Genomic DNA, 14248 nt, shown 5'->3' on the forward strand with positions numbered 1-14248 from the left:
CACATACGCTTCATTGTAAGAATCTTGCTATCCACTTGTTTTATAACACTATTTTTTAGTTGGCATAGTCGATGCTAATCACAGTCGATGCTAACTGTGAGCAGATACACATATTTACTTGTTTTTACGGAACCTAAAATGAAATCGATAATGAATAAAAAAGTTGGCCGCAGATTACTTTTAATATTACCTATGCTGCTGTCAGTTAGCCTTTTAAGTAGTTGTGGAGATGCTGAAGCCTTAGACACTAAAGAAATGTTGGTTGTATCGGTTCCCGTAGAAGTTTCGACATTATCGATCGGACATATATCTTCAAACTATTCAACTACAGCGGTGCTAGAGGCAAAAGAAGAAGCGTTCGTGGTGCCAAGAGCATCTGGGATCATCGAACATATCTATGTTGAAGAAGGTGATTATGTTGAAAAAGGGCACATATTGGCACAAATAGAACCCCGTCGTTATCACTTAAACCTAGACCGAGCAAAAGCAGATTTAGTCGGCATTGAAAAAGAATTACAAAAAATTAATAAGGTATATAATAAAAAGTTAGTTAGTGACAATACTTATGACAAATTAACAGCTCAATATGAATCCGCTAAAGCAACCCGATCCCTTGCCGAATTAGATTTAAAAGAAGCCACAATAACAGCACCAATATCAGGCTATATCGCTGTACGAAATGCTAAGGTAGGTAATCTGAGTGAGTCTTTTCAACGTGAAAGAATGTTCCATATCGTTCAACAAAAAGAACTATACGGAATTGTCTATTTACCTGAAAAAGAACTTTCTAGAGTGCATAAAGGGCAACAGGCCTCTTTAAATTTAACTGCATTTGACGGTGCTGATATCATTGCGTTTGTTGAACGTATCAGCCCAGTCATCGATTCAAAAACGGGTACTTTTAAAGTCACATTACGTGTACCTAATCCTGATAACTTACTCAAGTCAGGCATGTTCGCTCAGGTTAAATTAAATTATGACACCAAACAAAACGCAGTGCTTCTTCCTCGTAAAGCTCTTCTGTCTATCGACGATAATATCAATGTATTTGTTGTCAAAAACGGTATTGCCAATAAAAAAGCCGTCACTGTAGGCTACCAAGAAGGTGAGGTGATAGAGATATTATCTGGCTTAACAGGTTCAGAACAAGTCGTTATCACTGGGCATCAGAACCTAAGAGACCAAGCCCCTGTCGAAATTGTTAATGATGACGTAAGACTAAACAAACCGTTAGAATTAGCTCAGGAAATGTCTAATCAGACAGGTAAAGGATAAGGGGCCTGTTATGAACATTGTTGATATTGCAGTCAAACGGCCAGTCACGATATGGATGTTTACTTTTGCGATTATTTTATTTGGTATGGTTTCATTATCTCGTTTGGCGATAAACTTGTTACCGGAACTGTCCTACCCTACCTTGACTATCCGCACAGACTATATTGGCGCAGCGCCTAACGAAATCGAACAACTAGTATCCAAACCCATTGAAGAAACTATCGGGGTGGTTAAAGGGGTGCGAACTGTTACTTCAAACTCCAAAACCGGACAATCTGATGTACTACTCGAATTTGATTGGGGCACAGATATGGATTTAGCTAGTCTTGAAGTACGTGAAAAGCTTGACACACTGCAATTACCCTTGGATATCAAAAAACCTTTATTACTGCGCTTTAATCCTAGCTTAGATCCGGTTATGCGCTTTGGTCTAGGGGGTGCAAAAGTCATCGCAACAAACGATCCAGCTTCAACAAAAGGTAGTCAACAGTTAGGCTTAACCGACCAAGGTATCAAAGCGCTGCGTATCTATGGCGAAGAGCAAATAAAGCGGCAACTAGAATCTGTAGTTGGTGTGGCATCAGTGAAAGTCAGTGGTGGTTTAGAAAATGAAATTCAGGTTCTTGTTGACCAGCAAAAAAGTAGTCAGTTGAACATCCCTCTCAGTCAGATCATTAAACGACTAAAAGATGAAAACGTTAATTCATCTGGTGGCCGAGTAAAAGATGGCTCACAAGAGTATTTAGTACGCACCTTAAATCAATTTCAAACCTTAGACGATATACGCAACTTGTTTATTGCTAACCGAGAAGGCAGAAACATTCGTTTAGGTGATATTGCCATCGTGCAGGATGCACACAAAGAGCCAACGAGTATGAACCGCTTTAATGGATTTTCAGGCGTAGAAATAGCTATTTACAAGGAAGGCGATGCAAACACGGTTCAAGTGGCTAAAAACATAAAATTTAGAATCGCCCAGTTGCAAGATGAAATACCGAGCCAATATCAATTGCAGTTGGTATATGATCAATCTAAGTTTATCGCCAGTGCTATTGATGAGGTAAAAACCGCAGCCGTTATAGGGGGCTTGCTTGCAATGTTGGTGTTGTATCTGTTCCTGAAAAACATTTGGTCAACATTAATTATTTCTATTTCTATTCCTGTCTCAATTATTGCCACTTTTAATCTTATGTATAGCAATAACATAAGTTTGAATATTATGAGTTTAGGGGGTATTGCGTTAGCTATCGGTCTATTAGTTGATAACAGCATAGTGGTGTTAGAGAATATTGCTCGGCATAAAATTAAGACTAAGGACTTCAAACAGGCCGCAGTTATAGGCACCAAAGAAGTTTCTATGGCCATCATCGCATCAACATTAACAACCATGGCTGTATTTTTTCCATTGGTCTTTGTTGAAGGCATAGCCGGTCAATTATTTAGCGACCAAGCATTAACGGTTACCTTTGCCTTAGCTGCCTCTTTAGTTGTGGCACTGACGCTAATACCTATGTTGGCAGCAAGAGAGAAATCTACTGAAACGTCTGCCAGTAGACAAGCCATAGATTTAGGTGAAAGCCTGAAAAAAACCATTCCAACTACCAAAATAGGCTGGTTATTTCATTATTTGTCACTTCCTCTTTACGGGTTAATTCAATTAGTTTTCCATTTTATCCCTTTTGTTATTACGTCCTTTATCATTTTGTTATTCAGGCTATTAGGTAAGATATTGAGTGCTTTATTTCACCCACTATTATGGATATTTGACAAGTTTTTTGTCCAAATCGAAAAAATCTACTTACATACACTTCAACAAGCGTTGCGTCTTCGTTTGTTAATTTTAACCGGTGTAATAGCCGTGTCCTTAGCATCAGTGTTGTTATTGCCCAAGTTAGGCATGGAATTGATCCCTGATATGTCTCAAGGTGAATTTTATGTCGAAATCAACTTACCGACAGGATCTCAATTAGAAAACACCGATCGAGTGATTGCTGACTTAGCCAACTTTACCGCCGAGCTAGATGGTGTAAAACGAACCTATGCCTTAGCAGGTACCGGAAGCTTAATGAATGTATCAGCCAGTCAAGGTGGTGAATATTGGGGTAAGCTAAATGTTGTGATGCAAAATGATAGCTCAGCTCACACACATCAAATCGCGATTGATAAAATGCGTGGATACTTATCAAAACAAGCAGGAGTTCAAAGTAAGTTTGGTAAACCCGCATTGTTTACTTTTGCGACACCTTTGGCAGTGCAAATCGTGGGTTATGATCTTGAAAACTTGTTTAAGTACAGTCAAAAAATAGAAACTATAATGCAAGCTGACAATCGCTTTTCCGATGTTGGATCCTCTTTACAATCCGGTAATCCGGAGCTCAAAATTAAATTTGATCATAGCAAACTTGCTCAGCTTGGTATCAATGCACCTGATGTATCTAAACTTATTTCTGCAAAAATTGGAGGCGAAGTCGCAACTAAATTCAGTATTGAAGACCGTAAAGTTGATATCTTAGTTAGAGCTATTGAAAAACAACGGGATTCTATTACTGATATTGGCCAAATGATTGTTAATCCCGGTGCAAACCCATCTATTCCTTTAACAGCAGTAGCAGACATTATCATGTCAATTGGTCCCAGTGAAATCACACGTATAGGCCAAGAGCGAGTCGCAGTGATATCAGCTAATTTAAATTATGGCGATTTAAATGAAGCAGTATTAGCCGTGCAGCAACATATTGATAGTGTAAAATTGCCTTCAAACATGCAGGCTAAAGTAGCTGGCCAGAGTGAAGAAATGGAAAATAGTTTTCAATCTTTACAGTTTGCTTTAGCTTTGGCGATATTTCTAGTGTATCTGGTCATGGCCTCACAATTTGAGTCCTTATTGCACCCATTGTTGATTTTATTTACGGTGCCTTTGGCTTGTGCTGGCTCTATTTATGGACTGTACTTTTCTGGCACCAGTATTAGTGTTGTGGTGTTTATTGGGCTAATTATGTTAGCAGGCATTGTGGTCAATAATGCCATAGTGTTGATAGACCGAATTAACCAACTGCGTGCATCGGGATTAGAAAAAACAACCGCGATCATTGAAGCAGCACAAAGTCGATTAAGACCCATTTTAATGACTACTTTGACTACCTCATTAGGTTTATTACCTATGGCTATCGGTTTAGGAGATGGGGCTGAAATCCGCACACCGATGGCTGTTACTGTGATATATGGTTTATTATTCGCAACCCTACTTACCTTGTTTTTTATACCTGTAATATACAGCCTATTTGATCGCAAAAAGTTTGAAACACAATCAGACATATTGCCAACAAACCCTACTAAAGGGGGATCAATTTATGGATAAGTTCGAAAGTGCTGCTTCCGCATTAGCCGATTTTGCCATACGACGCCCTGTGACCATTGGTATGTTATTTTTATCTATGTTGGTATTTGGGATTATATCTAGTCAACTTTTACCACTGGAGAAATTTCCCAGCATCGACATCCCCGAAATCGCTATTCGTATTCCATATAATGACGCGACGCCAGTTGAGGTGGAAAAAATGATCACTAGGCCGGTAGAAGAAGCTTTGGCCACTATGTCTGGTATCAAACGTTTACGTTCTCGATCATCTGAGGACGGTTCTGAAGTTCAATTACAATTTGCATGGGATGAAAACCTTAAAGCTAAGGGCATTGAAGCCAGAGAGAAAATTGATGCCATACGGGCAGATTTACCCGATGATGTTGAGCGTGTATTGGTTTACCAATTTAATACTAATGATATGCCGATTTTTTCTTTGCGTGTATCCAGTAAACGCGACTTATCTAGTGCCTATGATTTACTTGAGCGAAACTTAAAACGCCCAATCGAAAGAGTAGCGGGTGTATCTAAAGTTGAACTTTATGGCGTCACAAAAAAACAAATATCTATTCGTTTAGATCAACAGCTGATGGCAGCACTGCAAGTTGATACCAATGAATTGTCCAGCGCTTTAAGTAATGCCAACTTTTCCCTTACTGCTGGCAGTTTTATTGATTCAGATATTCAGCAAAAAATCACCGTTAATCCTCAAGGCGAGTTTACAAGCTTACAAGAAATCCGCGACTTAATGATTAAGAAAGGTGTACGACTTAGCGATATTGCTTTGGTAAAATACGAGAAACCTAAACGTATTGAAGGTCGTCATTTAGATAAATCCTACGCAGTAGGGTTTAACATTTATCGCGAGTCAACCAGTAATATGGTCGAAGTGGCCAGTAACGTGTTAAACGTCATTGATGACGCTAGTTTAAACCCTGCATTTGACGGCATTCACTTATATATTATGCAAAACGAAGCAGAAAGTGTGACAGAGTCATTATCTGACCTACTCAGTGCTGGTATGATTGGTGCGTTATTATCGTTAATTGTCCTTTACGCTTTTCTTCGTAATGTGAGCAGTACTTTATTAGTGGTGTTATCTGTACCTTTTAGCATTTGTATTACTTTAGGTTGCATGTACATGATGGGTTATACCATCAATATTTTATCTATGATGGGCCTAATGTTAGCAGTCGGTATGTTAGTAGATAATGCGGTGGTGGTAACTGAAAGTATTTCCCAGGAGAGGGAGAAAAACCCTGATGTTGTTGCGGCCACAAAAGCAGGGGTGGGCAAAGTAAGCTTGGCCGTTATTGCTGGAACAATCACCACCGCTATCGTTTTTTTACCTAATATTGTTGGTGCTAAGGTCAACATCACTGTTTTTTTAGAACATGTTGCCATTGCAATATGTATCTCATTATTTGCTTCGTTATTGATATCTCAGACCCTTATCCCACTACTTTCCACTAAAATCAATCCTAAGGTAGACAAGAAAACTAAGAGTAAACACCCCAAACGAAGCACAAAAATAGCGACATGGTATAAACATCTTTTGATCTGGACCCTTAACAACCAAGGTAAAACTAGCTTAATTGCTATTTTGATTCTTGGTAGTACAGCACTGCCAATGCAGCATGTCACCAGTGATGATGATAACAACGATAATCAAAGCCAAATTTGGATGAACTATGACATACAGGGTAGTTTCAGTTTGGAAGAAGTTGAAAAAACGGTTACCAAAATGGAAGCATACTTGTATACCAATCAACAGGAATTTCATATTAAACAAGTTTATACTTATTACACAGCTGGGTTTGCTGTGTCAGGTATTACCCTAATAGATGATATACCTATGTCGCAATCAGAAATTAAAAAACTGATCACGGAAAATTTACCCACGTTTGTTAGAGCAAAACCCTCGTTCCAATGGGAAGAAGGTAATGGCGGCGGTATTCAAATGACCATCGTAGGAGAGTCATCCGAAAGACTCGGACAAATCGCTGAACAAATCGTTCCTATTTTGGGTAATGTAGAAGGGCTATCCGAAGTCAAAACTGATACTAGTTGGCAAAAACAGGAATTACAAATTGTCATAAATAGTCAAAAAGCATTTCGCTTTGGGCTCAACAGCACTGATATTTCTCGTGTCGTATCGACTGCGCTGCGCGGTACTAATCTTCGCACGTTTCGCTACGGGGACAGCGGTGAGGTGGGCATTCGATTAATGTATGACAAAGAGCTGCAAAATTCAGTTGATGCCTTAAAAAACTTAACTATCACTCGAATATCGGGACAAAATATCACATTAGATATGATTGCTAAATTAACCGTTAAACCAAGGCTTTCAGAAATTAACCGTAGCTATCGGCAAACTTCAACTACCATTCGCGGCAATTTACAAGATGGCTTTACTCTAGAAGATGCTCAAAAAAGTATTGAGGGAGTCATGCAACACATCAAATTACCTACAGGTTACGATTGGACATTTGATGGAAGTATTAAACGCCAAAATCAAAACGAAGATGCGATGCAAACTAATATGTTGCTCGCGTTAATTATGATTTATATTGTAATGGCGGCTTTGTTTGAATCATTATTATTACCAACTGCTGTTATTACTTCATTATTATTTTCAATGACAGGGGTCTTCTGGGCTTTGTTTGCAACAGGTTTAGATATGTCCATCATGAGTATGATCGGTATGTTAATACTCATGGGAATAGTAGTGAACAACGGTATTGTCCTAGTAGATAGGATAAATCAGCTAATAAATATTGGATACTCAGTGCAACAAGCCATCATTGAGGCGTGTTTAACTCGCGTGAAACCAATACTGATGACGGTAGCCACAACCGTACTAGGTTTGGTGCCATTGGCAATAGGTAGCACTCAAATTGGCGGTGATGGGCCACCCTACTCCCCGATGGCAATTTCGATTATTGGTGGTTTGATATTTTCTACATTAACCAGTCTGGTATTAGTACCACTGACTTATTTGTTATTGCTCAAACTCAGAGCAAAAACCATCAATATGATCACTAATAGTAAAGATATGGTCAACCGAGTCATAAACGTTTGAGGAAGGCTCAGAACATAATGAATCATTTAAGCAGGTGGATTGTTTCACCATTTCTAGCCATCGCAGCAATTTTCTTTTATAGCATTGGCAACTTTGCAAGTCTGATTGGATTTTTGCTCATTGGCTTTATATTTGAGATAGGGTTCTGGTTAAAAGCTTTTCCAAGAAAAAAGAACAAACCTTAAAAACAGAGCTTCCGTCAAAATCACTTCATCATCACCTCAGTAATATTTATTTTTCTAACACTTCAGACAACAGATTAATCACCTGTTGTTCAACTTCATCTAGTTCACCATCTGCGACAGCAACTTCTCTGACTAATTTCATCGCTTGCTGCTTTATATCACTGTCGATTAGCAACTTGGCTCGATGAGTTAAATAATCGTCTGCTGTTTTAGTTTTAATCGCTGCATAACATTTGAGCAGCGCACTGGAGTAATATTCCTCTTTAGTGACGCTAGCACTCCACTCAATAGTACTCAGCCAGTTACGTATAAATTCGGATTCTTTTTCAGTGATCACACCATCGGCAGCGATCAAGAAAAGTACTAAATCAAACAACGCCTCACGTTGCTGTTGATCTTGGCAATGCCCCATATCTATCGATTGTATAAGCGAATCAAATTTCATCTGTCACACCTTTAAAATAGAACGTTTCACCATCTGGGATTCACATTCACCTTCCGCGTTGAACTAATATGTACAACGTAAATTGAGAATTAGTCTGAGTTAGTTTAGGCTAACGCAAATTTTTAATCTGCGTAACTATTAGTTGAACTCAAAATGATAAAAAACGATCCTAATCCACAATATTTAGCCGCAAATGATAGATATAAAAACATGTCCTATCGTAGATGTGGTAAGAGCGGCCTTAGATTACCCGCCTTATCACTAGGCTTATGGCAAAACTTTGGTGCCGTTGACTCCCATCAAAATGCTAAAAACATGTTGCATCGTGCTTTTGATTTAGGTATCAATCATTTCGATTTAGCCAATAATTATGGTCCCCCTTTTGGTTCTGCCGAGACAACATTTGGTCAGGTTATGACAAAAAGTTTTAAGCCTTATAGGGATGAAATGCTGATATCCAATAAGGCGGGATACGATATGTGGGCTGGACCTTACGGTATTGGAGGTTCAAGGAAATATCTCATCGCTAGTTGCGATCAAAGTTTACGACGCACGGGCCTAGATTATTTTGATGTCTTTTATTCGCATTGTTATGATCCTGAGACTCCCCTTGAAGAAACTATGCAAGCGTTAGATTATATTGTTCGTTCAGGTCGCGCTTTGTATGCGGGAATATCCAGCTATTCGCCAGTCCATACAAAGCAAGCTATCCGGATATTAGAAGATTTAGGTACACCGCTACTTATTCACCAGCCTAGTTACAACATGTTTGATAGATGGATAGAAGACGGATTAACAGACGTTTTGCTAGACGAAGGTGTTGGCTCGATTGTTTTTTCTCCATTGGCACAAGGTTTTTTAACTAATAAATATATCAAAGGTATTCCTGAGGATTCACGCGCATCACGCAGCGATCAAATTTATTTAAACAAAGCTAATATCAGTCAAGAAAAAGTAGCTAAAGTCATTCAACTTAATGATCTAGCTCTACAAAGAGGGCAATCCCTTGCACAAATGGCAGTAGCTTGGGTACTTAATAATCAAGCTGTGACCAGCACTATTATAGGGGCCAGTAAAGTCAGTCAAATTGAAGACTGCGTGGCAGCTTTAGATAATTTAGAATTTTCTGAGCAAGAACTCATTAACATTGATAATGTTTTAGGACAGTAAATTGACAACACATTTAGCTATTATTAACCCTAAAAGCCCGCAAAATATGGGGAGTATTCTTCGAGCTGCTGGTTGTTATCAAGCACAAAGTATTCGTTATACAGGCTCACGTTATGCAAGGGCAAAAGCATTCAGTACTGATACTAAAAATGCTCATCTCAACATAGCGGTTTCTCATGTAAGCTCAATCATTGACATTATAAATGATAAACATCTTACTAAAGTAGCGATAGAACTGGTGGAAGGTGCGACACCATTACCACTTTTTAAGCACCCAGAAAAAGCCTTGTATATCTTTGGTCCAGAAGACGGAACAATCGAACAAGATGTCATAGACCAATGTGACTACGTTGTTTATATTCCCACTATTGGTTGTATGAACTTGGCGGCAACAGTCAATGTGTTACTTTACGACCGCTTAGCAAAAGTGACAAAAATGCCTAATGATGATCAAATAATTATAAATAGTCGCGATACAAACAACCGCACAAAATTAGGATAGTAAAATAATTAGTCTCAAAGTGAATCAATTGTGATCTTTTTTTTGATTAAAAAACATTTCCTTTGTCTTCTACTGCCTACCCTGTGTATATTAAAGCTCAACTAATCCATACATACCGTATTTTAGTCACACTAGTAAAAAATAGAAGGAATATCTTATGAGTGATGATAACCGCATCCCACGCAATTCGGAAAACGACCATACTCTTGAAATGGCCGAAGTTCGTAGACAATTTATCAAACAAAAAACAGGTGCTGAGCTAGTCCATACGGGGCAATTTAGTATCGACCCAGCAGTATTACCAGGAAATATCGAAAATTTTATTGGAATAGTGCAGATGCCAGTTGGCGTTGCAGGTCCAGTATTAGTCAACGGTGAGCATGCTAAAGGTGAATTCTATGTTCCTCTTGCCACTACCGAAGGCACATTGGTCGCTAGTTATAGTCGTGGAATGCGCGTAATCAATGAATGTGGTGGCGTTAAAACTACGGTTGTTGAAGGTTTTATGCAACGAGCTCCCGCATTTATCTTTAAAGATGCACGCGAAGCTAGAGATTTTGGTCATTGGATAGAAGAAAATTTTGATAATATTAAAGCAGTCTCAGAAACCACTACTAGTATAGGTAAGCTCGAACATATCCAACAATGGTCTGTGTCTAAAACTAAATACTTACGCTTTAACTACACTACAGGTGATGCTGCAGGTCAAAACATGGTTGGTAAGGCAACATTAGTCGCCTGTGAATGGATCAAAGCCAATTCTCCTATCCCTTGTATGTATATGTTATCTGGAAATATGGATACAGACAAAAAGCACTCTCACCTTAATATGTTGCACTCAAGAGGCAAGCGAGTAATTGCTGAAATAGTGCTTAAAAAAGATGTACTAGCCCGCGTCATGAAAGTTGATACCAAAATGCTTGCTGGTGCATCCGTGTTAGCTAACACCGGCGCACAAATGGCTGGAGCCGCATACAATGGGCCACACTCTGCCAATGGTATAGCATCCTTATATATTGCTACAGGACAAGATGAAGCAAACGTTGTTGAATCTCACGCAGGTATGTTGTCACATGAATTATTAGATAACGGTGACCTATACATGTCGGTTACATTGCCATCACTTATTGTAGCGACGTTTGGCGGCGGCACAGGCCTACCGACACAAAACGAATGTCTACAAATGTTAGGTTGTGTGGGTAAAGGTAAAGCAGAAAAGTTTGCAGAAATTGTTGCTGCAACAGTACTTGCTGGTGATATTTCATTAGGTTGTGCTGTTATCGCAGGCCATTGGGTCAGCAGTCATGATCAGATGGGCAGAAATAGATAATTTCTTAGCTCTGATTAGCAACTCAGATATAGAATTTAAATAAAAAATTTTAATAAAAACTTAAATAAAAAGCTCGCCAATGGTCTGGGCTGATACAAAAAAGGATCTAATGTTTAGATCCTTTTTTTATTGATTTAATCCTCTGTTGCAAGGCTGATTTTTTCCGTCATTGGGATCTACATAAGCCAAACCAATTTAAGCGACTAAATTATTATCTCGGTTCACAAGAAACAGGCAAAATGAGCGCTTAGCGGTCTTAAAGAAATTCTAAATGTTAGACTATTTTGTGAGTAAACTCTTATACGGTTAATCAAATATGACTGACTCCAATGGGCGTATTGCCGTCATTGAGGATATTTGCTTTCTAATAGGAATATGCTCTATAGCGGACATTAACGCTAAGTTAAGCGGCAAAAAATTGTTGGCTAAAATTGTGAACCGAGTGAAACAGCCAACTGTAATTTGTCCGACTTGAAAACCCTTGTTATGTTTTTTCTAGTTGAGAGCATATTTTGGGTACTGCTGCATACAAACATGTGTAATGAGATAAACCAGTTATTAGCTCTAAGTGTGTGGAAGTGGTTATAGTCTCTTTTAAGTACCGAGCCATACCTACAGGAGACCAATTGTCACTGGTACCATGCCAAATGTGAGTGTTAGCACTGCATTTGACAATTGAGTTCCCCCATGGTGTAACATATTGTTTTATTTCTCTGATATAACCTTTAACGTTGCTCTTAAAGCAATGTATTAAAATTGGGTTAATAAATCCTTTAAAGTCAGCCGTTTTTGACAAAATTTTATCTTCCCCCATAGCACTAGCAAATAACATTTTGAATAAAACGTTGGGAGCTATTTTGGCTAAAATAGTTTGCCAATACGATAAAAGAGTGAAAATAGTTGGATATTTCATTGCCATAGAAAATACCATCTTCCCTGCCATGGAATTTATAAACTCAGCAGCGTCTAATGGTGCTGCGGCAGATATAAGGTGTAGTTCGCGAGCAGTGCCTTTTAGGTAAAGGCTAGTTTCAATGGCTGCATGGCAACCGATTGAAAAACCAATTATATCAACCATCCCTCCATTCGCTTTATCGATAATAACGCTAGCTAAATATTTATAGTAAGCCTCATTCTGTAATGATGAGTCTATAGAAAAACGATCATAACAAATAACATGTAAATTGTGCTTTTTGGCGTGTTCGTCAAAGATTGAAATTTCTTCAGGTGAGCCAGGCGCTCCGTGAAAATAAATAACGGTTCTACCGTCAATATTTCCAGATTCTACGAATTTCAATTGATTCTCCAAAAACCTAACGCCGCATTCACCGGTGGAGTAAATTGGCGCGATTTTTTGCATTCCTTTGCAAAAAACTCGACAGCTTACGGAATCCGGTGCAATGCCTTGTTATGCTCTTATTTACACCTATTTTGTTTTTCAAACCAGAAGACAACATTAGATGTGACAACAATACTGCCAGAGACAATAGCGCTCCCCATACTATACAAACCAGCGCCTAATATGCTTGCTGCACACTTATCATTTTCACATGCAGTTAATGCTGCAATCTGTTTTGACTCTAACTCCATGTGCCTCACTTCAACTTCACACTCTTCATCATAAACAGTTACAATTTTTGGTGTATACACACAGCCTACGATTGACAGTATGGCGATGCCTACTAAAAAGTATTTCATGTTATTTCCTACGTTAGATTTAACTAAAACGTCCAAACTACCGATACTTCTGCGCTAGTTTCAGATGCATCACCTACAAGATCACTTTTTTCAATTTCGCTGTTATACAATTCAATGCCAGCTTTTGCTGTTATTTGGATATTTTTACTCATACTCTCACGGTAAATTATATTCAATCCAGAAGAACGATATCCTCCTTCTAGATTAATTGACTGTAAGCCCGATACAGTGGAGTCAAATTCAGAAACTCCAAAGTAATTATTCAGATTATCTTTATTTCCAAAAGTTGAGAAGAGTATTACCTCTACTTTATTATTATCTAACCCGCGACTAAAAGAGTGGCCTGCTTCGACTTTAGCCTGCCAACCATACTTATTAGAACCACCCATGAAACGACCAGAAACCCAGTTTCTCCATCCATTACCTATGGAATACTTAGTTTCAAAAAAACCAAGGATATGAGAGCCTCGATGAGGTAATTGATCTATACCTGCTGTCTCACTACGACTAGATGGAATGACTATTTCGTGCCGTGCTCCAGCTTCCAAAAGCCATTTTTCTTTAACAAGGCCTCTCCACCCAAGCTCGGCATAATTAAGATCAAATCCCTCCCAGAAAAAAATGTTGTCGCCATTCCTCCACTGTACCGCTCCTTCTGGCTTGATATATATTTCATAGTGATTAGAGCCATGAAATACCGCCGCCGATTCTGCTTTAAACCCTACACCGCCAGACCACCCATTACCGTGGGTATAATCTATTACGCTAGGCAGAGGAACTAGTGGTAAGTGATTTATCTCTGCGAATGAGTTTGTACAAAATACAATACTTAACATTTTAAGTATTAATTTAATCTCTAGATTTTTGATGATTTTCATTCCTTATAATGACTAATAACGAGTGAATTATTTTCGTGGTGGAGCATAACGCCCAGCTGTGAGGAGAGCGAAGCGATTCCATACGAGCGGCTTGTTATAACTGTGATGATTGATGTTGGTGAAGCACTTAGAAACTGGGGATTTGATTTTATTTTGACTGGATACTATCGTGCTGACATTGCTTGCCAACAGCGCTGATAATTTTTGTTGCTGTATTTCCATTTGAAACTCCCTGTTTCCTGTCTCTTATACACTGCTGCCGCTGCCGACGAAGAGGATTATGTCGCTCTGCGATGTGCGCACTGTGATGTGCAGAGGAGAGGTA

Annotated in this window: 10 protein-coding genes; 6 read left to right on the forward strand and 4 right to left on the reverse strand. The window is 38.8% G+C overall.

Annotation, left to right across the window (positions count from 1 at the left end; genetic code table 11):
* Positions 1-138 precede the first annotated feature (138 nt).
* The 3 genes from QZ562_RS05705 to QZ562_RS05715 are packed head-to-tail and all read left to right on the forward strand — an operon-like array spanning position 139 to position 7715.
* Positions 139-1275, forward strand: a complete 1137-nt coding sequence (locus QZ562_RS05705) for an efflux RND transporter periplasmic adaptor subunit (protein ID WP_293757898.1) — start codon at positions 139-141, stop codon at positions 1273-1275.
* 10 nt (positions 1276-1285) lie between these two features.
* The gene (locus QZ562_RS05710) at positions 1286-4633 is read left to right on the forward strand and encodes an efflux RND transporter permease subunit (RefSeq protein WP_293757901.1); all 3348 of its coding nucleotides are present in this window, start codon (positions 1286-1288) and stop codon (positions 4631-4633) included.
* Positions 4626-7715: an efflux RND transporter permease subunit gene (locus QZ562_RS05715; RefSeq protein ID WP_293757904.1), complete on the forward strand. Its 3090-nt coding sequence runs from the start codon at positions 4626-4628 to the stop codon at positions 7713-7715. The genes QZ562_RS05710 and QZ562_RS05715 overlap by 8 nt, the downstream gene beginning before the upstream one ends.
* A 231-nt stretch (positions 7716-7946) precedes the next feature.
* On the opposite strand, the gene QZ562_RS05720 is transcribed toward QZ562_RS05715, so the two are convergent.
* Positions 7947-8345, reverse strand: coding sequence for a TerB family tellurite resistance protein (locus QZ562_RS05720; RefSeq protein ID WP_293757907.1), 399 nt, complete (start codon positions 8343-8345; stop codon positions 7947-7949).
* A 153-nt stretch (positions 8346-8498) separates the two neighbouring features.
* Between QZ562_RS05720 and QZ562_RS05725 the strand changes: the two genes are divergently transcribed.
* The 3 genes from QZ562_RS05725 to QZ562_RS05735 all read left to right on the forward strand — a co-directional run bounded on the left by QZ562_RS05725 (position 8499) and on the right by QZ562_RS05735 (position 11347).
* Entirely contained in the window at positions 8499-9515 is a 1017-nt protein-coding gene (locus tag QZ562_RS05725; protein ID WP_293757910.1) for an aldo/keto reductase, read from the forward strand.
* 1 nt (position 9516) lies between these two features.
* The gene (locus QZ562_RS05730) at positions 9517-10017 is read left to right on the forward strand and encodes an RNA methyltransferase (protein WP_293757913.1); all 501 of its coding nucleotides are present in this window, start codon (positions 9517-9519) and stop codon (positions 10015-10017) included.
* A gap of 157 nt (positions 10018-10174) precedes the next feature.
* A complete protein-coding gene (locus tag QZ562_RS05735) occupies positions 10175-11347 on the forward strand; it encodes a hydroxymethylglutaryl-CoA reductase (protein WP_293757916.1) in 1173 nt (390 codons plus the stop codon).
* A 484-nt stretch (positions 11348-11831) separates the two neighbouring features.
* On the opposite strand, the gene QZ562_RS05740 is transcribed toward QZ562_RS05735, so the two are convergent.
* The 3 genes from QZ562_RS05740 to QZ562_RS05750 form a co-directional block, all read right to left on the reverse strand.
* The gene (locus QZ562_RS05740) at positions 11832-12644 is read right to left on the reverse strand and encodes an alpha/beta hydrolase (protein WP_293757918.1); all 813 of its coding nucleotides are present in this window, start codon (positions 12642-12644) and stop codon (positions 11832-11834) included.
* A 119-nt stretch (positions 12645-12763) separates the two neighbouring features.
* The gene (locus QZ562_RS05745) at positions 12764-13045 is read right to left on the reverse strand and encodes a hypothetical protein (protein ID WP_293757921.1); all 282 of its coding nucleotides are present in this window, start codon (positions 13043-13045) and stop codon (positions 12764-12766) included.
* A gap of 23 nt (positions 13046-13068) precedes the next feature.
* A complete protein-coding gene (locus QZ562_RS05750) occupies positions 13069-13923 on the reverse strand; it encodes a MipA/OmpV family protein (protein ID WP_293757924.1) in 855 nt (284 codons plus the stop codon).
* Positions 13924-14248: the final 325 nt, after the last annotated feature.

This window comes from uncultured Paraglaciecola sp. (assembly GCF_913058035.1).
GTDB lineage: Bacteria > Pseudomonadota > Gammaproteobacteria > Enterobacterales > Alteromonadaceae > Paraglaciecola.

Excerpts from the sequence above, each read along its gene's own strand:
- QZ562_RS05705 (WP_293757898.1), top strand. The coding sequence starts at position 139 with ATGAAATCGATAATGAATAAAAAAGTTGGCCGCAGATTACTTTTAATA.
- QZ562_RS05710 (WP_293757901.1), top strand. The coding sequence starts at position 1,286 with ATGAACATTGTTGATATTGCAGTCAAACGGCCAGTCACGATATGGATG.
- QZ562_RS05715 (WP_293757904.1), top strand. The coding sequence starts at position 4,626 with ATGGATAAGTTCGAAAGTGCTGCTTCCGCATTAGCCGATTTTGCCATA.
- QZ562_RS05720 (WP_293757907.1), bottom strand. The coding sequence starts at position 8,345 with ATGAAATTTGATTCGCTTATACAATCGATAGATATGGGGCATTGCCAA.
- QZ562_RS05725 (WP_293757910.1), top strand. The coding sequence starts at position 8,499 with ATGATAAAAAACGATCCTAATCCACAATATTTAGCCGCAAATGATAGA.
- QZ562_RS05735 (WP_293757916.1), top strand. The coding sequence starts at position 10,175 with ATGAGTGATGATAACCGCATCCCACGCAATTCGGAAAACGACCATACT.
- QZ562_RS05745 (WP_293757921.1), bottom strand. The coding sequence starts at position 13,045 with ATGAAATACTTTTTAGTAGGCATCGCCATACTGTCAATCGTAGGCTGT.
- QZ562_RS05750 (WP_293757924.1), bottom strand. The coding sequence starts at position 13,923 with ATGAAAATCATCAAAAATCTAGAGATTAAATTAATACTTAAAATGTTA.